The 20,921-nt window shown below is 67.3% G+C and carries 18 protein-coding genes; 12 read left to right on the forward strand and 6 right to left on the reverse strand.

Annotated elements, in window-relative coordinates; translation table 11 throughout:
• The first annotated feature begins 37 nt into the window (after window positions 1-37).
• Window positions 38-574 (forward strand): GNAT family N-acetyltransferase, encoded by a 537-nt coding sequence (locus ACZ5BM_RS07485; protein WP_498911111.1) that lies wholly within the window; start codon window positions 38-40, stop codon window positions 572-574.
• A 193-nt stretch (window positions 575-767) separates the two neighbouring features.
• Here ACZ5BM_RS07485 and ACZ5BM_RS07490 read toward each other — a convergent pair whose 3' ends face one another.
• Both ACZ5BM_RS07490 and ACZ5BM_RS07495 read right to left on the reverse strand, forming a co-directional pair.
• Window positions 768-1,664, reverse strand: coding sequence for a prephenate/arogenate dehydrogenase family protein (locus tag ACZ5BM_RS07490; protein WP_498911113.1), 897 nt, complete (start codon window positions 1,662-1,664; stop codon window positions 768-770).
• On the reverse strand, window positions 1,661-2,683 hold the full coding sequence (locus ACZ5BM_RS07495; protein ID WP_498911114.1) for a lysylphosphatidylglycerol synthase transmembrane domain-containing protein: 1,023 nt from the start codon (window positions 2,681-2,683) through the stop codon (window positions 1,661-1,663). The genes ACZ5BM_RS07490 and ACZ5BM_RS07495 overlap by 4 nt, the downstream gene beginning before the upstream one ends.
• A 192-nt stretch (window positions 2,684-2,875) precedes the next feature.
• On the opposite strand from ACZ5BM_RS07495, the gene ACZ5BM_RS07500 reads away from it, so the two are divergent.
• From ACZ5BM_RS07500 to ACZ5BM_RS07510, 3 genes are read left to right on the forward strand one after another with little or no spacing between them, the layout of a single operon-like run.
• Window positions 2,876-3,691: a ribose-phosphate pyrophosphokinase-like domain-containing protein gene (locus ACZ5BM_RS07500; RefSeq protein WP_498911116.1), complete on the forward strand. Its 816-nt coding sequence runs from the start codon at window positions 2,876-2,878 to the stop codon at window positions 3,689-3,691.
• Window positions 3,688-5,193 (forward strand): nicotinate phosphoribosyltransferase, encoded by a 1,506-nt coding sequence (locus ACZ5BM_RS07505; RefSeq protein ID WP_498911117.1) that lies wholly within the window; start codon window positions 3,688-3,690, stop codon window positions 5,191-5,193. The genes ACZ5BM_RS07500 and ACZ5BM_RS07505 overlap by 4 nt, the downstream gene beginning before the upstream one ends.
• An 11-nt stretch (window positions 5,194-5,204) precedes the next feature.
• On the forward strand, window positions 5,205-5,855 hold the full coding sequence (locus ACZ5BM_RS07510; protein WP_498911119.1) for an NUDIX hydrolase: 651 nt from the start codon (window positions 5,205-5,207) through the stop codon (window positions 5,853-5,855).
• A gap of 64 nt (window positions 5,856-5,919) precedes the next feature.
• On the opposite strand, the gene ACZ5BM_RS07515 is transcribed toward ACZ5BM_RS07510, so the two are convergent.
• On the reverse strand, window positions 5,920-6,768 hold the full coding sequence (locus tag ACZ5BM_RS07515; protein WP_498911121.1) for a Rossmann-fold NAD(P)-binding domain-containing protein: 849 nt from the start codon (window positions 6,766-6,768) through the stop codon (window positions 5,920-5,922).
• Window positions 6,769-6,857: 89 nt separating this feature from the next.
• Window positions 6,858-10,430 carry a hydantoinase/oxoprolinase family protein gene (locus ACZ5BM_RS07520; RefSeq protein WP_498911123.1) on the reverse strand — a complete coding sequence of 1,191 codons (3,573 nt, stop codon included), beginning with the start codon at window positions 10,428-10,430 and terminating at the stop codon, window positions 6,858-6,860.
• 100 nt (window positions 10,431-10,530) lie between these two features.
• On the opposite strand from ACZ5BM_RS07520, the gene ACZ5BM_RS07525 reads away from it, so the two are divergent.
• Genes ACZ5BM_RS07525 through ACZ5BM_RS07540 form a run of 4 tightly spaced genes read left to right on the forward strand, consistent with a single transcriptional unit; the run spans window position 10,531 to window position 13,665 of the window.
• Complete coding sequence (locus tag ACZ5BM_RS07525; RefSeq protein WP_498911125.1) at window positions 10,531-11,037, forward strand: winged helix DNA-binding protein; 507 nt, start codon at window positions 10,531-10,533, stop codon at window positions 11,035-11,037.
• A gap of 23 nt (window positions 11,038-11,060) precedes the next feature.
• Window positions 11,061-11,708 carry a 5-oxoproline transporter, DUF969 family subunit gene (locus ACZ5BM_RS07530; RefSeq protein ID WP_498911537.1) on the forward strand — a complete coding sequence of 216 codons (648 nt, stop codon included), beginning with the start codon at window positions 11,061-11,063 and terminating at the stop codon, window positions 11,706-11,708.
• The gene (locus ACZ5BM_RS07535) at window positions 11,705-12,673 is read left to right on the forward strand and encodes a 5-oxoproline transporter, DUF979 family subunit (RefSeq protein WP_498911127.1); all 969 of its coding nucleotides are present in this window, start codon (window positions 11,705-11,707) and stop codon (window positions 12,671-12,673) included. The genes ACZ5BM_RS07530 and ACZ5BM_RS07535 overlap by 4 nt, the downstream gene beginning before the upstream one ends.
• Window positions 12,670-13,665 carry a DUF2891 domain-containing protein gene (locus ACZ5BM_RS07540; RefSeq protein WP_498911129.1) on the forward strand — a complete coding sequence of 332 codons (996 nt, stop codon included), beginning with the start codon at window positions 12,670-12,672 and terminating at the stop codon, window positions 13,663-13,665. The genes ACZ5BM_RS07535 and ACZ5BM_RS07540 overlap by 4 nt, the downstream gene beginning before the upstream one ends.
• Window positions 13,666-13,810: 145 nt before the next feature.
• On the opposite strand, the gene ACZ5BM_RS07545 is transcribed toward ACZ5BM_RS07540, so the two are convergent.
• Both ACZ5BM_RS07545 and ACZ5BM_RS07550 read right to left on the reverse strand, forming a co-directional pair.
• The gene (locus ACZ5BM_RS07545; RefSeq protein WP_498911131.1) at window positions 13,811-14,086 is read right to left on the reverse strand and encodes a DUF3297 family protein; all 276 of its coding nucleotides are present in this window, start codon (window positions 14,084-14,086) and stop codon (window positions 13,811-13,813) included.
• Entirely contained in the window at window positions 14,083-15,432 is a 1,350-nt protein-coding gene (locus ACZ5BM_RS07550; RefSeq protein WP_498911133.1) for a purine-cytosine permease family protein, read from the reverse strand. Before ACZ5BM_RS07550 ends, ACZ5BM_RS07545 begins: the two co-directional genes overlap by 4 nt.
• A 110-nt stretch (window positions 15,433-15,542) precedes the next feature.
• On the opposite strand from ACZ5BM_RS07550, the gene ACZ5BM_RS07555 reads away from it, so the two are divergent.
• The 4 genes from ACZ5BM_RS07555 to ACZ5BM_RS07570 all read left to right on the forward strand — a co-directional run bounded on the left by ACZ5BM_RS07555 (window position 15,543) and on the right by ACZ5BM_RS07570 (window position 20,908).
• Window positions 15,543-15,965, forward strand: a complete 423-nt coding sequence (locus ACZ5BM_RS07555) for an OsmC family protein (protein ID WP_498911136.1) — start codon at window positions 15,543-15,545, stop codon at window positions 15,963-15,965.
• 187 nt (window positions 15,966-16,152) lie between these two features.
• Window positions 16,153-18,819: an ATP-binding cassette domain-containing protein gene (locus ACZ5BM_RS07560; RefSeq protein ID WP_498911138.1), complete on the forward strand. Its 2,667-nt coding sequence runs from the start codon at window positions 16,153-16,155 to the stop codon at window positions 18,817-18,819.
• A complete protein-coding gene (locus ACZ5BM_RS07565; RefSeq protein ID WP_498911140.1) occupies window positions 18,816-19,835 on the forward strand; it encodes an ABC transporter permease in 1,020 nt (339 codons plus the stop codon). Before ACZ5BM_RS07560 ends, ACZ5BM_RS07565 begins: the two co-directional genes overlap by 4 nt.
• A gap of 62 nt (window positions 19,836-19,897) precedes the next feature.
• A complete protein-coding gene (locus ACZ5BM_RS07570; RefSeq protein WP_498911142.1) occupies window positions 19,898-20,908 on the forward strand; it encodes a rhamnose ABC transporter substrate-binding protein in 1,011 nt (336 codons plus the stop codon).
• The last annotated feature ends 13 nt before the right edge of the window (window positions 20,909-20,921 follow it).

Consider the following 20,921-nt stretch of genomic DNA (forward strand, 5'->3'; position numbering starts at 1 on the left):
GGCGTTCGGTTACCAACCATGCCAATAGGTTCCGGTTATGAATGATCGAAATCTGTCCCCCGATCCTCCGATTGAATTATCGACAACAGACGTGCTCGATGTTGAGAGCCTTTACCGTCGATGCACCGATTACTTCATCCTACAGGACGGTGTTGCACCAGCCCTCGCGGATGCGTTCGAGCTCTTCACCGATGTCCCATCCGAAAAATCTCCCGACGATCAAGCCATTCTCGGTTGGAAGAACGAAAAGGAGCTCTATGCCGTCGCGGCGATACTTCGCGATTTTCCATCACCCGGCACGTGGTATCTTGGCTTCCTGCTGGTAGATGCCGCCATCCGGAGCCAGGGGTATGGTCAACGACTCTATGCAGCAATCGAGGAATACGCGGCTAGCCGAGGCGCAGATGTTATCCGCCTGGCCGTGCTCGAGGAAAACGGCGCGGCGGAACGTTTCTGGAAAAGGCTGGGATTCGGCGAAATTCAGCGAGTCGGTCCTGATACGTTCAAGACCCGGAGCCATCGCCGGATCGTATTCAGCCGAACCGTCGGAGGCGACGCCCATCTGCGTGATTGAGAGCTGGAGGGTTGGTATCAGCTATGGAGCGTCAGTACGGCAGGGCAGGTCTCGGCAGCGTGTCAGAGCCGAACAATCTCCAGGAGGAAACAAAAACTTTGTTTCTCGCCGCATGATCGACTCAGGCTCACTTTCCCTGAGCGGGTAAGAACTTTCTTGCTTCTTCGGAACAAGAAGACCGTTCCAATTCCGGTCAGGCCTGCTTGATCTCGATCAGACTGCGCCGGATACGCCGGCCACGCTCGATGCGATCGACGATGAAATCCTCGTCGCCCCAGCGGATCGCGCGCGCCATCGCCTGCGCATCCTCGGTGAAGCGCGCCAGCATCTCCAGCAACGCGTCCCGGTTGTTGGTGAAGATGTCCCGCCACATCACCGGATCGGACGCGGCGATGCGGGTGAAATCACGGAAGCCCGACGCGGCGAATTGCAGCACCTCGGAACGCGTTTCGCCCTGAAGATCGTCGGCGGTGCCGCAGATGGTGAAGGCCAGCAGATGCGGCAGATGCGAGGTGATCGCCAGAACGCGGTCGTGATGCTCCGGGTCCATCTCCTGCACCATGGCGCCGCAACGCCGCCACAACGCCGCCACCGCCTCCGCCGGCGCGCGCTCGCTGCCCTCGATCGGGGTCAGCAGACACCAGCGCCCGTCGAACAGGGTGGAAAACCCGGCATCCGGGCCCGAATATTCGGTGCCTGCCAGAGGATGCGCCGGCACCAGATGCACGCCGTCCGGCACGAGCGGCAGGACCTCGCGAATCACCGACACCTTGGTGGATCCCACATCCGTCACCACCGCGCCCGGCGGCACATGCGGCAGCAGATCGGCGGCCGCCCGTCCCATGGCGCCGACGGGCACGCACAGCACGAGGCAATCGGCCCCTTCGGCGGCCTCCTGCGCGGTCTCGGCCACGCGATCGGCGATGCCCAGCTCGGCCACGCGCTTCCGCACGGCGGGATCGGCATCGAAGGCCACCACCTCCGCCACGCTCCGGTCTTGCCGCACGCGCCGCGCCAGGGAAGATCCGATCAGGCCCAGCCCGACGATGCAGAGGCGGCGGAAAATGGGCGCTTCGGGAACGGCGCTCATGCGGAAGGCTCCAGTTGCGGCCGTGCGCCGGCCTCTTGCCGACGCAAACGGACGAATTCGACGAGTTGCCAGACCAGAAGCGCCGGAATGCCGATCACCAGATCGCGGCCGCGGCGCAGCAAGGACAGGCCGAGCGATACGGCCGGATCGACGCCGAACAAACTTCCCAGCGCTACGTAGGCGGCTTCCTGCACGCCCAACGCCGCCGGCACCAGAAACGACACCGACAGGACGCCGCTGGCCACGCCTTCGATCGCCAGCGAGTCCCCGAACCCGATCGGCGAACCCAGCAGGCGATAGGCCAGCCAAACCGATGCCGCACCGGCCGTCCACGCCGCGAAATGGACCAAGGCGGCCACTGCCAGGCGGCCCGGACGCGCATAGAACAGGTTCAGCCGCTCCTGCAGCGCGTCGATGCCGTCCCGCATCGCCTCCTGCCATTGCCCGGCCACGTGACGCCCGAGCCCGCCCAGAATACGGCGCAGAAGGCCCGACGCGCTCCGTTGCGCGACGATGAACGCTCCCATCGCCACCAGCATCAGCCCCATGCCCAGCGCCACCGGCCCGGCGAACGAGCTGTCCGGCCGGCGGTCGAGCAGGAACAGCAGCCCCAGCAGCACGAACAGGATCTGCCCCAGCACCTCCACCGTGATGTCCACCACGTTCGCAGCCGACGCCTCCGGCCAGAGCACGGCATGACGGCGGCGGGTGGCGGGAAAACACGTCGCACGGATGGCGATCAGGATGCCGCCGAGCTGGGAGAAGGGCAGGCAGGTGGTCGCCGCCTCGCGCACGATCCGCGCGGACAACAGACGGCGGAATCCGATGCCGGGGCAGGCCACGCTCCAGGCCACGCCCAGAACCAGATCGATGGCGAGCTGGGCGAGAACCAGGGCAGCAAACCCGCCTGCGCCGACGGACAGAACCGCCTTCAGAACCGCGCCAGCGCCGAACCAGCCGGCCAGAAACGTCAGCAGGGCCACGCCCAGCAAAGCCAGCAGGAGGGAGACCGTCTTCAAGCGGGCGGCCCTTCCGGTCGCTGTTCCGTGAAAGCGTGCTCCCTACACCCTCGCGTCCGCCCGTGCCACAGCGCGCTGGGCCGGGCAGGGTCGCGCCGATCCGGCTTCAGGCGGGGCGCTCGCAAAGCCGTGACTTGTCCTTATTATTTGCAATGTGCATTTTACTCTCAACAACGACCGAGGGAGTTCCGGATGAGCATCACCATCCGCGCCGACGGGCAGGAGATCGGCCTCAAGCGCTTCAACTTCTCCGCAGGCGAGGTGCAGATCAGGCTGCTCGATCCGCCGGAGCACGTCGCACGCTGGGACGTCACCGCCCATGTCCACGACTCCGACACGCTGATGGCGCTGATGCTGGTGGGCGACGCCATCCGTCGCCTGAGCCCGGCGCCGATGCACCTGCTGATCCCCTACCTGCCCTATTCCCGCCAGGACCGCGCCGCATGGACCGGCGAGGCCTTCGCCCTGTCCGTTCTCGGCCGCATGCTGGCGCTGCACGACTGGGCCGAGATCGTCACCTGGGACGTGCATTCCCCGGTCTCGCTGGAACAGGTGCCCAGGCTGCGCTCGATCCCCGCCGCCGCCTTCGTCCGCCCCCATCTGAAAAAGGGAGAGCGCGTGGTAGCGCCGGACAAGGGCGCGGTGGAACGCTCCGGCGCCTGCGCCGACGACGACCACAGATTGCTGCGCGCGATCAAGCGACGCGACCCCGATACCGGCGACGTGCGCGACCCGGAACTGCTCGACGCCCTGGGCCCCGACGAACCGGTGCTCGTGGTAGACGACATCTGCGACGGCGGCCGCACCTTCACCCATCTCGGCCGCTTCCTGCGCACGGTCACGCGCGCCCCGCTGCGCCTCTACGTCACGCACGGCATCTTCTCGCAGGGCCTCGGCGAACTGCGCGAAATCTTCGACGAGGTTCTGTGCGCCAATCTGTTCGACCCGTCGCTCGCCGATCAGGTGACACTGGTTTCCCTTCCCGCCGGCCAGGAGAACGTTCGATGATCTTCGCTCCGCACGCGGTCGATTTCTACAAGACCGGCCACCACAAGATGCTGCCCGCAGGCACGGAATACATCTATTCCAACCTCACCCCGCGTTCGCCCAAGCTGGCGCGCGAACTGCCCGACAGCGACCACCGCATGGTGTTCTTCGGGCTCCAGCGCTTCATCAAGGATTTCCTGATCGGGCAGTGGAACGAGACCTTCTTCCATCGCCCCGAGGACGAGGTGATCGAAAAGCTGCGCGCGCGCATCGACGGCGCGATCGGGCCGGGCTGCGCCGACGTGGAAGGCTTCCGCGCCCTGCACCGGCTCGGCCATCTTCCCTTGCTGATCAAGGCCCTTCCCGAAGGCGCGCGCGTGCCGATGCAGGTGGCGCCGCTCACCGTGATCAACACAGATCCGCGCTTCCCCTGGCTCACCAACTATCTCGAATCCGTCCTTTCGGCCGAACTCTGGAAGCCCTGCGTGAATGCCAGCCAGGCGTTCGAATTCCGTCGTCTGCTGGAAAAGGCCGCGATCGAGACGACAGGAAACGCGGATTTCGTCCCGTTCCAGGGGCATGACTTCTCCATGCGCGGCATGAGCGGGCATCTGGACGCGGCCAATTCAGGCGTGGCCCATCTCTGTTCCTTCGTCGGCACGGACACGGTGGCGGCCCTGGACGTGGCGGAACGCTTCTACGGCGGCGACGACATGCGGCCGCCCTATCTGATCGGCGCCTCCGTGCCCGCCACCGAGCACATGGTCATGTGCATCGGTGGCCAGGAAGAGGAGATCGAGACCTATCGCCGTTTGATCTGCGACGTCCACCCGAGCGGCATCGTCTCCATCGTGTCCGATACCTGGGACTACTTCCAGGTGCTCGAAGACTACACGCGCCGGCTCAAGACCGAGATCCTGGCCCGCACGCCGGATGCGAACGGCATGGCCAAAGTGGTGTTCCGGCCGGATTCCGGCGATCCCGTCCGCATCATCTGCGGCGACCCGGACGCGCCCGAGGGCGATCCCGCACGCAAGGGGTCCGTCGAGATCCTGTGGGACATCTTCGGCGGCACCACCACCGAACAAGGCTACCGTGTGCTCCATCCCGCCGTCGGGCTGATCTACGGCGACGCCATCACGCTGGAACGCGCCACCGACATCATCGAAGGGCTGAAAGCGAAGGGCTACGCCTCCACCAACCTCGTGTTCGGAATCGGCTCGTTCTCCTATCAGCTCGTCACCCGCGACAGCTATTCCATCGCCATGAAGGCGACCTGGGCGCAGGTGAACGGCGAACCGCGCCTGTTGATGAAAGACCCGAAAACCTCGGCCGGCGCCAAGCGCTCCGCCGCCGGCCTGCTGCGGGTGGAAGAACAGGACGGCACCTACGTCCAGCACGATCACCAGACGCCCGAACAGGAAAAAGGCGGCGCGTTGGAGCCGGTGTTCGAGAACGGCAAGCTTCTGCGCGAACAAAGCCTGGCGCAGATCCGCGCCCGTCTGGCCGCGCAGATCTTCTGAGCCGGACGGCGATGGCGGATCATCCACGCCCGATCGCCACGGTCGATGTGGTGGTGCTGGCCCTTCTGGACGGAGCATTGTCCGTGGGCCTGCTCCGCCGCGACGCACCGGACGAACCCGCCTATGGCGAACGCGCCCTTCCGGGCGGGTTCGTCCGCGTGGGCGAGGATGCGGATCTCGACGCGGTGATGCGGCGTGTGCTGCGCACGAAGGTCGGCGCCGAGCCGGCCTATGGCGAGCAGCTCGGCACGCGCGGCAACGCGCGGCGCGATCCGCGCGGCTGGAGCCTGTCGGTGTCCTACGCCGCCATTCTGTCCGGCCCCGCACCCGGCCTCGAGTTCCACGATGCCGAGAACCTGCCGCCCCTCGCCTTCGACCACGCCGAGATCGTCGCCCAGGCGCTCGACCGGCTGCGTGCCAAAGCCAGCTACAGCGCCCTGCCGCTGTTCCTGATCCCCGAACCCTTCACCCTGACGGAAGCGCTGACCGCCTACCGGCTGGTCGCAGGCGGCCCGATCGACGCGGCGAATTTCCGGCGCAAACTGCTGGCGCAGGACGTGCTGGAAAAACGCGGCGAGCGACGCGACATCGGTCGTCCGACCCAGCTTTTCGGTGTCCGTCCGGGCGCCGAACTGCTGTTCCGGCGCCCGCTGCTGAGCTGATCCGGCCGGTCGTCGAAGCGCGAGAACGCCTCCTGACCGGGCGGTCCGAAAGGCGCGCCGCTCTTCAGCCTTCCGGGAAGTCGGTCGCCCGGCCCTTCTCCTGCCAGGCTTCGATCTCCGCCATGCGCTGCTTCAGCCGCGACAGGACCACATCGTTGGCCATCGCGCCCAGAACGTAATGACGCGGCGCGGTTTCGCTCAGAGCGATCTCGAACATCGCCTGCACCGCCCGCTTCGGATCGCCCTTCTGTTCGCCACTGGCCGCAGCGGTGTTCTTCATCCGCGCACCCGCCGTCTCTGCATAATCGGCGATGCGGCCAGGAGTCTGACGCAGGGAGCGACCGGCCCAATCGGTGCGGAACGGACCCGGCTCGATGCAGGTCACCTTGATCCCCAGAGGTGCGGCCTCGATCGCCAACGCGTCCGACCAGCCTTCGACCGCATGCTTGCTGGCCGAGTAGTAACCGGAGCCCGGAAACCCGACGAGACCCGCCATCGAGGTGATGTTGATCACATGCCCGCGCCGCTGCGCCCGCATGGCCGGCAGAACCGCACGCGTCAGGGCGAACAAGCCGAACACGTTGGCGTCGAACTGCGCGCGGATCTCCTTGTCGTCGCCTTCCTCGATCGACGCCTGGTAGCCGTAGCCGGCATTGTTCACCAGAACGTCGATGCGGCCGAAACGCTCGATTGTCGCCGCCACGGCACGGTCGATCGCCGTCTGATCCGTCACGTCGAGCGCGACCGCGAGCGCATCGTTCTCATGTCCTTCCACCAGGTCGGCCACGCGCGCGGCATCGCGCGCCGTGACCACGGCACGCCCCCCTTTCTCCAGCACCAGCGTCGCCAGATCGCGGCCGAACCCGGTGGAGCAGCCGCTGATGAACCAGACAGGTGTGTTGGTATCCGACATGACGAAACCTCCTCAGATCTTGGCGCGAACGACGCGATCGGTACCGGGTTTCGGCGACCGTCTCGCGCTTGAAAAGGACGATGGCGGGATCAGGATGCTTCCGAAACACCCCATCCGCCGCCGCCAGGCGTGAGAACCACCAGCCTGTCTCCGGCCGCCAGCAGGGCCCGATCGCGTCCGGCCAGATCATATCGCGTGCCGTCCGCGCGATCCACATGTTGCCGCCCGGGTTCGCCTGCTTCGCCACCTGCGGCACCGAACGGCGCCACGCTGCGCCGCGATGAGACGATCGTCGCCTCGATCGGCTCCAACGCCACGATCGCCCGCTCCACGCCGCATCCGCCCGACCAACGCCCGGCCCCGCCCGATCCGGGCCATAAGGAAAACCGGTCGAGCCTGACCGGATAACGCATCTCCAGGATCTCCGGATCGGTGATGCGCGTATTGGTCATGTGCGTATGCACACCCGACGCACCGTCAAAGCCTGGCCCGGCACCCGCACCGCCGCAAATGGTCTCGTAGTACTGGCAACGTTCATTGCCGAACAGCAGGTTGTTCATCGTGCCCTGCGATGCCGCCTGCGCACCGAGCGCCCCCAGCAGCGCATTGCACACGGCCTGGCTGATCTCCGTGTTTCCGGCCACCACGGCGCTGCCGGGAGGCGGGCTCAGAAAGCTGTTCTCCGGCAGAACGATCCGCAACGGCGCCAGACAACCTTCGTTCAGCGGCAGATCCTCGTCCAGCAGGCAGCGGAACACATAGAGCACGGCGGCGCGCGTCACCGCCGGCGGTGCGTTGAAATTGCCGCCATCCGCGGCCGAAGTGCCGGTGAAGTCGATCACCGCCGACCGGCTGTCCCGATCGATCCCGATCGCTACACGAAGAGTCGCTCCGTCATCCATCGAATAACTGAAGGCGCCGTCTTCCAGACGCCCGATCACGCGACGCACGCTTTCTTCCGCATGGGCCCTGACATGGCCCATATACGCCTCCACCAGCGCCCAGCCATGCTCGCGCACGAGCGCAGCCAGCTCCGCCAGCCCGGCCTGATTGGCGGCGAGCTGGGCGCGGATATCGGCCAGATTGGTGTCGGGCGAACGCGCAGGCCAGCGCGCGCCGGTCAACAGATCGCGGAACGCCTCCTCCCGAAGAACGCCGTTCCCGACCAGCAGGAAATCGTCGATCACCACGCCCTCCTCGTCGAGCCGGTGTGATCCGGGCGGCGTCGAGCCCGGCGTCAGTCCGCCGATATCCGCATGATGGCCGCGATTGGCGACGAAGAACCGGATTGCGCCGGTATCGTCGAACGAAGGAGAGATCACGGTGATGTCCGGCAGATGCGTGCCGCCGTTGAACGGATTGTTCAGCGCCACGGCATCGCCCGGCTTGAGCGTGTTCCCGCGCGACCGAATCACCGCACGCACGCTCTCCCCCATCGCGCCCAGATGCACCGGAACGTGCGGCGCATTGGCGATCAGCTGACCATCCCTGTCGAACAGCGCACAGGAAAAGTCGAGCCTCTCCTTCATGTTCACGCTGCTGGCGGTCTGGCGCAGCACGACGCCCATGCGCTCGGCGATGCCCATGAAACGGATATTGAACAATTCGAGCTGCGCCGGGTCCGGCACGTCCGGATCGGGCGCAGATTTCGGCATCGCCGTCGCGTGATGCAGCAGGATTTCGCCCTGCGCGCCGATCTCGACCCGCCAGCCCGGCTCCACCACCGTGGTCGCGATCGGCTCCCGGATCAGCGCAGGCCCGTCGATGCGATCGCCAGGACGCAGCGAAGCCCGCTCCAGCACCGGCGCATCCAGCGCCTGCCCGTCCGACCACAGCACGACACGACCGACCGGAACGGGCGCCGCGCCGGCCCGTGGCGGCAGCACAGGCAAGGAAACGGCCGCACCCGCCGATACGACCTCCACCACCACGCTATCCACCATCACGGTCTGCGCCGGATCGACGAATCCGTAGCGTGCGCGGTGAACGGCCTCGAACTGCTCGCGCAATCCGGGGAAACGTCCAGGCGTCACCGCCAGAGCCGTATCGCTGTTGCGATAGCGCAGCATCACCTCCACGCTGCGCCTGGAATCGGCCACGCCCAGTTCGCCCTCAGCGTCCCGAGCGAGCTCTTCCGCGACCTCCGCGATCAGTTCGGCGCTTTCCGCGTCGAGCGCGCGCTCCACCGAACGCTGCCGCATCGCCATGCGATCGGCCAGCCCCATGCCGAACGCACTCAACACGCCGGCCATCGGGTGGATCAGAACACGTCGCATGCCGAGCGATTCCGCCACGCGACAGGCGAGTTGGCCGCCCGCCCCACCGAAACATTGCAGGGTGAAATCCGACGCGTCCCGGCCCTTCTCCAGCGCCGCACGCCGAATGGCGGCGGCCATGGTGTTCACCGCCACCAGCAGAAACCCCTCCGCAACGTCACGCGGATCGACATCGCCTCCGATATCCGACGCTAGCGCGGCGAATTTCTGCTCCACCACTGCACGGTCCAGCGGCGCATCGCCGTTCGGTCCGAACAAGGACGGGAAATGCGCCGGATCGAGCCGACCGGTCAGCAGATTGGCGTCCGTGACCGTCAACGGACCGCCGTTGCGGTAACAGGCCGGGCCGGGCCGGGCGCCGGCACTGTCCGGCCCCACCCGGAACCGGCCGGAATCGTGATGCAGGATCGAACCGCCCCCCGCCGCCACCGTGTCGATGCGCATCATCGGCACGCGCATCTCCACCCCGGCCACCACCGTATCGAAAACACGCTCGAACCGGCCGGAATACAGCGCCACATCGGTGGAGGTCCCGCCCATGTCGAAGCCGATCACGTCGCCGAATCCGGCCGCCTCCGCCGTGCGCGCCGCCGCCACCACGCCGCCGGCCGGCCCGGACAGGATCGCATCCTTGCCGCCGAACCGGTCCGCCGCCGCCAGACCGCCATTGGACTGCATGAAGCTCAGCGCCGTATCGCCCAACGCCGACGACACCCGGTTCACGTAGCCGCGCAACACGGGCGACAGATACGCATCCACCACGCTGGTGCGCCCGCGCGACACCAGCCCGACCAGGGGCGACACCGCATGGCTCGCCGAGATCTGCGTGAAACCCGCCTCCCGCGCCAGCAGGGCCACGCGCTGCTCGGTCTCGGGGAAACGCCAGTTGTGCGCCAGCACGATCGCCACCGACTCGAACCCTTCCGCGCGCCGGCAACGCAGCATCCGGAGCGTTTCCGCCTCGTCCAGCGGCGCCACCACCCTGCCCTCGGCATCGATCCGGCCGCCGATCTCCTCCACCGCCTCGTGGATCGGTTCCGGCAGGCGGATATGCAGATCGAACAAACGCGGCCGCGCCTGGGTGCCGATCCGCAGCAGATCGCCGAAGCCGCGATCCACCACCAGCAGCGTCCGCGCGCCCTTGCGCTCCAGCAGCGCGTTGGTCGCCACCGTCGTGCCCATCTTCACCGAGCGGATCAGCGCACGGGGCAAAGCCTCGCCCGGGGCGACGCCGAGAATGGCACGGATGCCGGCCACGGCGGCATCGTCGTAGCGCTCCGGGTTCTCGCTCAACAGCTTGGCGGTGCTGAGCACGCCGTCCGGATCGCGCGCCACGATGTCGGTGAAGGTACCCCCGCGGTCGATCCAGAATTCCCAGCCGCCCATGGAACCCTCCCGATTTGTCGAGAAATCGTCGCCGTATCGTATACAGATTGACAGCCAGCCTCGCCAGAACCGATGCTGCGCCCGGCAGCGGGGAACAGGCATGAGCGGCAGACCGGCGATCGTGTCCTCGGCGCATCTGGCGGACGGTGCCTCGCCTGCGCTCAGCGAGCTCGAATTCAGCCTCACTCTGGCCGCCACCGCCTATCAGCGCTGGATCGGCCGCTGCGCCTCGGCGGCGGGCCTGTCCTTGTCGCCGCTGGAAGTGCTGATCCTGCACACGGTGCGCCATCGCGACCGCTTCAAACGCCTCGCCGACATCGCCCTGGTGCTCGACATCGACGACATCCATCTGGTCACCTACGCGTTGCGCAAGCTGGAAGCCGCCGGTCTGGTCAGCACAAAACGCGACGGCAAGGAGAAGCTGGTCGGCGCCACCGCCAGGGGCCGCGCCTTCTGCGCCCGCTATCGGGAGGTTCGCGAACAGATCCTGGCCGCCTCCGTCGCCGATGCCGAACCGAACGGCGCCATCCTGTCCGACGCAGCCGCCCTGCTCCGGCGCCTGTCAGGGCAGTACAATCAGGCGGCCCGTGCCGCCGCGACGCTGTAGAGGACACCCGAACCATCCTGGTCCTGTCCGGCATTCTGGTGATCGTGATCGGCTTCGGGCTCGGCCTGAACCCGATGCTGGTCGTCACCCTCGCCGCCTTCGCCAGCGCGATGGCAGCCGGTTACGAGCCGCTCGCCGTGATCGCCATGATCGGACACGGCTTCGTCGAGAACCGGCTGCTGTCTCTGCCCCTGCTCGCCCTGGCGATGGTCGGCGTGCTGGAACGCGCGGGGCTCCGCGAACAGGCGAAACACCTGATCGGCCGCCTGCGCGGCGCCACGCCCGGCCGGATCCTGTTGGCCTACCTGGCATTCCGCGAACTATCCGCAGCGCTCGGCCTGCGTGGTCTCGGCGGCCACGTGCAGATGGTGCGGCCGATCGTCGCGCCGATGACCGAAGCAGCGGAACCGGAGGCGGACGCGCCGAAACGCCGTCTCCTCCGCGCCCATGCCGCCGCTGTCGACAATATCGGCTCCTTCTTCGGCGAGGACGTGTTCGTCGCGGTCGGATCGGTACTGCTGATCCGCGCGGTCCTGGCGCAGAACGGCATCGACGTCGCGCCGCTGCGCGTGGCGTTCTGGGCCATCCCCACCGCCATCGCCGCGCTGCTGATCCATGGCGCGCGGCTTCTTCTGCTGGACCGCCGCTTGCGCCGCGACCGGGCCCCGTGACCCTGCACGGCGACACGGTCCTGGGCGTCGTGCTGGCCCTGCTGCCGGCCGCGGCGGCGCTGCATCATCTGACCGATCGAGACTCTCCCAGGCGATTCCGCAACGCCACCTTCTGGGGCGCCTTCGCCATCACAGCCGGTGCAGGACCGTTTCTGCCTTCCCTCGCGAACGGCGCTCTGGTTCTGCTCATGGTCACCCTGGCGACGATCGGCCTCCGGCCCGGGGCGGGGCGGTCCACGAGCGAGGCGCAGCGCGCGGTCTCGGCCCGGCGTTTCGGGTATCGCCTGTTCCTGCCAGCCCTTTCCGCACCGCTGCTGACCTTTTCCGGCGCCATCCTACTGCCGAAACTCGCATGGCACGGCCGCCCTCTCACCGATCCGCGCAATGCCACGCTGTACGGGCTCACCATCGGCCTGCTGGCCGCAACCGCCTTCGCCCTGCTGCTGACCCGGCCGCCACGCGGCGCGATCGTCGCGGAATCGCGCCGCCTGTCCGACGATTACGGCTGGGCCATGGTGCTGCCGCAGCTTCTGGCCGCACTCGGCGGCATCTTCGCCATGGCCGGCGTCGGCAAGATCATCGCCGCCTCTACCGCCGCCGTGGTCCCCTTCGATTCCCATCTGCTCATGACGGCCTTGTTCGCGATCGGCATGGCCGGACTCACCGTTCTGATCGGCAACGCCTTCACCGCGTTCCCGATCATGATGGGCGGCATCGGCATTCCGATCCTGGTGCGCCACATGGGCGCCGACCCGGCGATCGTCGCATCGCTCGGCATGCTGTCCGGCTTCTGCGGTACGCTGGTCTCGCCGATGGCGGCCACCTTCAATCTGGTGCCGACCACCCTGCTCGATCTGCGCAGCCAATACGCCGTCATCCGCGTGCAGGCACCGACCGCGATGCTGCTGCTTCTCGTCAACGTCGCCGTCCTTCTGGTCTGCGCCTTTCCCGGAGTCTCGCCATGACCGACTCGTTTCCCGCCGGGCTGGCCAGCACCTTCGCCCGCATCGCGCTCGGCCACGTCACGCGCGAATACCCGCACAAGGCCGACCACGTGATGAGCGCGGACACGGACGCGTATCTGCCGCGGGACATGCACCCGATCTTCTTCGGTAGTTTCGATTGGCATAGCTGCGTGCACGGTTTCTGGCTGCTCGCCCGCGTCCGCCGCCTGCATCCCGACATCGTCGAAACCGGCGCGATCGACAGCCTGTTCGCCGACAGCTTCACGGGGGAGAAGATCGCCGCGGAACGCGCCTATCTGCACCGCCCCGGCGCACGCAGCTTCGAGCGTCCCTATGGCTGGGCATGGCTGATGATGCTGTGGGCCGAATTGCAGACAAGCGGCGATCCGCACGCGGACGCGCTACGCCCGCTCGCCGAGGATTTCGCGTCGCTCTGCCGCGACTACTTCCCCAAACTTTCCTTTCCGGTACGCGCCGGAACCCATGCCAGCACCGGTTTCGCCCTGGTGCTGATGCAACGCTACGCCCGCCTTTCCGGCGACACCGCGTTCCACACTTTGCTGCAGGAGCGCGCGTCTCACTGGTTCGGCGCCGACACCGACGCGCGCGGCTTCGAACCCAGCGGCGAGGATTTCCTGTCGCCGATCCTGGTGGAATCCCTGGCGATGGCGCGTCTTCTGCCGCCGGAGCGGTTCGCGCCCTGGTTCGCGGGCTTCCTGCCGCACCTGGCTGAGCGCGAACCCGCCGCCCTGTTCACCCCCGTGTCCGTCAGCGACAGGAGCGATGGCCGCATCGCCCATCTGGACGGGCTCAATCTGAGCCGCGCCTGGTGCATGCGCGGTCTGGCGCGGACGCTCGATGACGGCGACGCGAAAACGGTTCTCTTGAAGGCCGCCGACGACCATCTGGCCGCATCGCTCGGCAACGTGGCTGGCGACTATATGGGCGAGCACTGGCTGGCGAGTTTCGCCCTGCTGGCGCTTACCGACTGAGGGAAGAGGTTTCTTTTTCTGAAGAAAAAGAAGCAAAAAGACTTCTATCCGTTTGCTGCCGAGCAGACGGCTCGGCGTGGAGCCAATCGGATAGAAGTTCTTTGGTTCTTTCTTTCAAGAAAGAACACTCTTCCTTCTGACTGCGTTAAATGTCGGCAGCCGGCTCGGCCCCGTTCTGGTCGCGCAGATAGGGCTCGACCTTGCCACTCAGCTTCATGGTCATCGGGCTGCCATCCCGCGCCATGGTCTTGCCAACGGCGACACGGATCCAGCCCTCGCTGACGCAGTATTCCTCGACATTGGTCTTCTCGACGCCGTTGAAGCGGATGCCGATGCCGCGCGCCAGCAGCGCCTCGTCGAAATGCGGCGAGCGCGGATTGATAGCCAGGCGGTCCGGCAGGGTGTCGTTCTGTTCGGTCATGCAGGGGTTCCAACTCGAGCGGTCTTGCGGCCGGCGGCATACCACAAGGCGGCCACGGCGAAACCGACATAATAGCCGATATCCGCGCCGCCGAGCAGTCGCGCCACCGGCCCGGTGTAGAGATCGCTCACGGAAAACAGGGCGATGGTCAGAACGGCGGTGACCACGAAGATCGTCGCACCGCGTGTCCAGCCCGACGGATCGGACAGCGGCCTGCGATCGCGCACCAGATACCAGTCCGCCAGGACGATGCCGATCCAGGGCGCGATCCAGTACAACGTCATCACCAGATAGGACGCATACAGATCGGCGTAATGCCCGGCCCCGGCCACCGCCAGCGCATAGCCGATCGCGGCGGTGAGGATCGCCGCCAGAACGCGCGGCACGCGGATGCCGGCCGAGATCAGGCTGTAGCTCGCGGTGTTGTCGTTGAACGAATTGCCGGTGATGGACGAGAGCGCGATCGCCCCCAGCACCACCGGCCCCAGCCAGCCCGCCTGCTGCGCCAGACCGTTGATCACCGCCGTGGGCGAGGCTTCCGCGCTGGCCGACGCCGTCAGCAGGCCCAACACCTGGAACGGCACCGCCGAGCCCAGCAAGCCGAACAACGCCAGACGCACCACGCGCGCCGGATCGCTGTCGGCCGGCAGATAGCGCGTATAGTCCGACGAATAGGATGCCCAGCTCAGATTGAACGACGCCAGGATCGCGGTCGCGAGCACGAAGACCGCTGCCCCCGGCGCATGCGCCGCATGCGGCACCCCGCCGGACCGAACCAGGACCAGGATGCCGATCGCCCCCAGCGTCACCAGCAGCAGCGCCCCCAGATATTTCTGCAAGGCCTGCACCACATCGTGCCCGTAGATGCTCGCCACCATCTGGACCGAGGCCAGCACGCCCAGCGCCAGCCAGAACGGCGCCCCCACCCCGCCCAGGGCCAGCAGCGCGATCAGCGCCACCGCCGCCGGCACGTTGTTCACCGCATCCCAGCCGATGCAGTAGATCCAGTTCAGGAAGGCCGGCAGACGCAGGCCCAGCCGACCCAGCGCGCGGCGCGACGCCTCCATCTGTGGCAACCCCGTCACCGGCCCGATCGCGGCCGCCAGCGCCACCGGCAGCGCCCCCACCAGATTGCCCACCAGGATCGCCGCCAGCCCGCTCCAGAACCCGAGCCCCAGATGCACCAGCAGCACGCCCGTCACCCAGCCGCCGGGACCGAGATTGGGCGAGAAATGGCTCCAGAACACCCGGTCCATGCGCATGGTCTTGCGCTCAGGTGGCACCGGCTCCGACACCGCGCCGGCGCCGGCTTCCTCCATCACCAGACCGTCGCGCCAGCCCGCCATGCGTCGCCCCTCTTCCAGCGGAACGCATGGTGCGGCGCGAACCGGCATTGAACAACCGCGCCCGCGTCGCGTTGGTCCGCATGAACACGAACAGCATGGGATCACCGTTCATGGACAAGTTCGCTTCCGCCGTCTGGAAAGGCGGCCTGAAGGACGGCACCGGCCATATCTCCACCGAGAGCGGCGTGCTCGCCAACCAGCCCTACGGCTTCAACACCCGCTTCGAAGGCAAGAAAGGCACCAACCCGGAGGAACTGGTCGCAGCGGCTCATGCCGGCTGCTTCGCCATGGCCCTGTCCAACATCCTCGGCGAGGCGGGCTTCACCGCCGACGAACTCGACGCCAAGGCCGTCGTCACCCTCGACAAGCAGGGGGACGGTTTCGCCGTGACCCGCTCCGCCCTCACGCTCCGCGCCAAGGTGCCTGGCATCGACGACGCGAAGTTCCAGGAGCTGGCCGGAAAGGCGAAGGCCGGCTGCCCGATCTCCAAGCTGCTCACCGCCGAGGTTACGCTGGACGCCAAGCTGGCCTGATCAGGCTTCCAGCACCGTTCCGTCGGCCCGCCTGCTCGCAGGCGGGCTTTTTCTGTCTCAGACCGATCGCCCATCGATTCCTCAGACAAGCGCTTGCGCAAACGCTTCGATAATTGCACAATCGAGACGGAACGGCATGCGCGGGAGTCCGAAAACGGACCCGGGCAAGCGCATGCGAGGAGGAAACATGTCGATCGCGATCGACACAGCCGAACCGCGTACGGTGCCGGCAGCGGAACTGGCCGGGGTCAGCAAACGCTTCGGCGGCGTCGTGGCGCTGGCCCATGCCGATTTCGCACTGCATGCCGGCGAGGTCGTGGCGCTTCTGGGCGAGAACGGCGCCGGCAAAAGCACCTGCGTGAAGTTGTTCGCAGGCGTCCATCAACCCGATACCGGCAGCGTCCGCGTCGACGGCAAGGATGTCTCGCTGCGGTCGCCGCAGGACGCGCTCGCCGCCGGGATCGGCGTGATGCATCAGCATCCCGGACTGTTTCCCGATCTGAGCGTCGCCGAGAACATCGCCATCGGCCATATGCCACGCGCAGCGCTCGGCACACTCGACCGCACGCGGATGGACGCGGATGCGCGCCGTCTGCTGCGCGCGGTCGGGCTGGAGTGTTCGCCGGACCGGATCCTGGGGTCGCTGCGCTCCTCCGAACAGCAGCTGGTCGAGATCGCCCGCGCGCTGTCGGTCGATGCGCGCGTGCTGATCATGGACGAACCCACCGCCTCCCTGTCGCGTGGCGAGGTGGAGAAACTCTTCGCCGTGGTGGCCGGGCTCAAGCGTCAGGGCGTGGCGATGATGTTCGTGGGCCATCGCATGGAGGAGGTTTATCGCATCGCCGACCGCGTGGTGGTGCTGCGCGACGGGCGCCAGGTCGGACAAGGAAGCGCGGCCGCGCTGGACCAGAACGCCGCGGTGACCCTCATGATCGGCCGAGCCCTGGCCGACCTGTTTCCCGCCCTCGCCCCCGCCACGGAGCGGGAAGTCCTGCGTGTCGACGGTCTCACGCGACACGGCGCCTTCACCGGCGTTTCCTTCTCGCTCCGCGCCGGACAGATCCTGGGCTTCGGCGGTCTGGTCGGGGCAGGACGCACCGAGGTCGCGCGCGTGCTGTTCGGCATCGACCGCCCCGACGGCGGCCGCATCCTGCTGGACGGGCAGCCGCAGCATTTCGGCAGCGCCGGAGACGCCATGCGCGCCGGCATCGCCTACGTGTCCGAGGACCGGCTCGGCCAAAGCCTGGTGATGGATTTCTCCATCCTCGACAACGCCGTGCTCAGCGTCCTGCCGCGCGCCACGCGTCACGGCGTGGTGGACCGCGCCCGCTCGCTCTCGCTGGTGCAGGAGCCGCTGCGGAAGATGCGGCTCCGTTTCAACGATTACGACCAGCCCGTCAGCACGTTGTCCGGCGGCAATCAGCAGAAGGTCGTGCTCGCCAAATGGCTGGCGACCGAACCGCGCGTGCTGATCCTGGACGAACCCACCCAGGGCATCGACATCAACGCCAAGGGCGAGGTGCACGCCATCGTCGCCGAGCTGGCACGCCAGGGCATGGCGATCATCGTCATCTCCTCCGACATGCCCGAACTGCTCGGCATGTGCCACGACATCGCCGTGTTCCGCGAGGGCCATCTCGCCGCGCTGATGCCGCGTGCCGAAGCCAGCCAGGAAGCGGTTCTGCGTGCCGCCACCGATGCCGGCGCCGCCCTCCGCCTTCCGCCCGAAGACAGCGTGGGTGAGGAGAAGGCGACCGATACCGGCGCGGTGCTCGCCGCGCGCGCCGATCCGGACGTCCGCCCGCCGGTGCCGTCGCGCCGAAGCTGGATGCGTCGCGAACTCGGCCTGCTGGCCGCGGTCGCCGCGGTGATCCTGCCGGCGGCGCTCGTCAATCCCCGCATGCTGTCCGCCGCCAACCTCGATGCCGTGGCGATGGATCTGGCCCTGCTGATGATCGTCTCCGCCGGCATGATGGTGGTGATGATCACCCGCAACATCGACCTGTCGGTGGCGTCCGTGATCGGTCTCGGCGCCTATGTCGCAGCGGATTCCTTCCGGCTGTTTCCCGGCATGCCGGTGGCGGGCGCGGTGCTGCTGGCCTGTCTCGTCGGCGCCCTGTGCGGACTCGGCAACGGTCTGGTGGTGGCGATCGGCCGCGTGCCCTCCATCGTCGTCACGCTCGGCAGCCTGTCGCTGATCCGCGGCCTCGACAGCATGGTCGCGGGCGGACGGCAGATCTCCTCCGAACAGGTGCCGCAAGGCTGGCTCGACCTCACCGGCGCGCATCTGTTCGGCATTCCGGCGATCCTGCTGCTCTCCGCACTGGTCATGGCGGCGATGGCCGTGTTTCTCCGCTTCGTGCGTCAGGGACGGGAACTCTTCGCGATCGGCTCCAACCCGGACGGCGCCCGCCTGATCGGCATTCCGCGCGAGAAACTCGTGCTGCTGGCCTTCGTCGTGTCCGGCATTCTGGCCGGGCTGGACGGCGCGCTTTGGGCCTCGCGCTATGCGGTGGTCGATGCGCGCGTCGCCAGCGGCTACGAACTGACCGTGGTGGCCGCCGTCGTGGTCGGCGGCACCGCCATACGCGGCGGGGTCGGCACGCTGTCCGGCGTTGTCCTGGGCGCTCTGCTGCTGCTGGCGATCCAGAACGCGCTCACGCTGGTACGGGTGAACCCGCTCTGGCTGCAGGGCGTGTATGGGCTGGTGATCGTTCTGGCGATCGCGCTCGATGCGCTGGTGGTGCGCAGCGCCGCACGCGCCCGCACCTCACGCGGCCCGCAGGCGCCCCTGGCCCGAACGCCGCCTCCCCCTGCCCGCGCCACCAAACCCGCTTCCGGAGACGTGCGATGAACGGCGTGCGTCGCTTCCTCACCTGGGATACCTGCCTCGGCGCGGTGACGCTGCTGGCGATCCTGCTCTCCGCCGTCGCCGTGCCGCGCTTCGCCAGCAGCTTCAACATCTCCCAGGCCCTGGCACTGGTTTCGGAAAAAGCACTGATCGTGCTGCCGATGGCCCTGTTGATGATCGTGCGCGAGATCGACCTGTCGGTCGCCAGCATCCTCGCCTTGTGTTCCTGCATTCTCGGCGCGCTGCTGCAACAAGGCTGGCCGCTGGCGGCGTCGATCCCGGTGGTGATCCTGGCCGGCGCACTCTGCGGCGCGCTGAACGGCTGGCTCGTCACCCGTCTCGGCCTCGCCTCGTTGCTGGTCACGCTCGGCACCATGGGGCTGTATCGCGGCCTGGGCTACGTGCTGCTCGGCGCGGATTCCGTGAACGAACTGCCAGACGCACTCAGCGATTTTGGCATCGGCACCGCCTTCACCGCGTTCCTGCCGCAGACCATCGTGCCGTTCCTCGTGGTGGCGCCGATCTTCGCCTTCGTGCTGCATGCCACCGCCACCGGGCGCCGCCTCTACGCGATCGGCGGCAGCCCCGAGGCCGCACGCTATTCCGGCATCGACGCCGACAGGATCAGGATCGGTTTGTTCACCCTGTCCGGCGTCCTGTGCGCCGTCGCCGGCATCGTCTTCACCGCACGCCTGTCCAACGCGCGCGCCAACAACGCACAAGGCTTCGAACTCGAGATCATCACCATGGCGCTGCTCGGCGGCATCAGCGTGTTCGGCGGACGCGGCCGTTTGAGCGGCGTGATCTGGGCGGTGCTGCTGCTGGCGCTGCTACGCGACGTGCTCGGCCTCGAAGGCATCGGCGGCGATGCGCAGGGAATCGCGGTGGGTCTGCTGCTGATCGGCGCCCTTCTGCTCAACGGCGTGGTGCAGGCCCGCTCGGCGGCGGCGCGTCGTCGCGCGCCCCCTGCTCCGGTGCCGCCCGCTCCCCCTCCCCCGACCGTGGTGTCGCCGGTCTGACCGGACCGGCGACGAACGGAACAAAAGAACCCGGCAACGAACAACAGGAAACGGAACCAACCATGTCCCGCACACGCACGCTGCTCGCAGCGGCCTCGCTTCTCGCCCTCGGCGCCGCCCTCCCGGCCGCCACGCAGGCCGCGGAATGCCGCAAAGGCCCCGTCACCGTGGGCTACATCCCCAAGCTCGATACCGATCCGTTCTTCCGCTCCGCCAACACGGGCGCGGAACAGGCGCAAAAGGAGATCGGCGGCAAGCTGCTGCTGCAGGCCCCCTCCGAAGCCACGGCGGAAGCGCAGATCGCCTTCATCAACAACATGGTCACCCAGGGCGTCGACGTGATCGCCATCTCCGGCAACGACGCCAATGCGGTAGCCCCCGCTCTGCGACGCGCCGAAGCCCAGAACATCTGGGTGATCGCCTACGATTCCGACGTCGCGCCGAAAGCGCGTTCCCTGTTCATCAACCAGGCCGATTCCGCGCTGCTCGGTGCGCAGATGCTGGAAAGCCTCGGCAAGGCCATCAACTATGACGGCCAGTTCGCCATCCTCTCCTCCACGCCGACCGCGACCAACCAGAACAAGTGGATCGCGGCGATGAAGCACACCATCGCCACAGACCCGAAATTCGCGAAGATGAAGCTGGTCCAGGTCGCCTACGGCCAGGAAAGCGAACAGATCAACCAGCAGCAGACCCTGGCGCTGGTGCAGGCCTTTCCCGAGCTGAAGGGCATCATCGTTCCCGCCGGCATCGGTCTTCCGGCCGCGGCACGCGCCCTGGATCAGGCCGGTTTGTCCAACAAAATCAAGCTGTCCGGCCTCGGCCCGGTCAGCCTGGTGAAGAAATACGTCCGTGACGGATCGTTGCAGGATGTGTGGTGGAACGTGCCCGATCTCGGCTATCTATCGTACTACGCGGCGCAGGCGCTGGCGCAGTGCAAGGTCAAGCCCGAAGCCGGCGCCACCTTCGAGGCTGGCCATCTGGGCAAGTACACCGTCGGAGCCGACGGAATCGTGCTGCTGGGCCCGCCGAAAGTCGCGACGCCGGAGAACGTGGACAGCTTCCCGTTCTGACATCACCCGGTCC

This window comes from Lichenicola sp. GTC18331 (assembly GCF_055386855.1).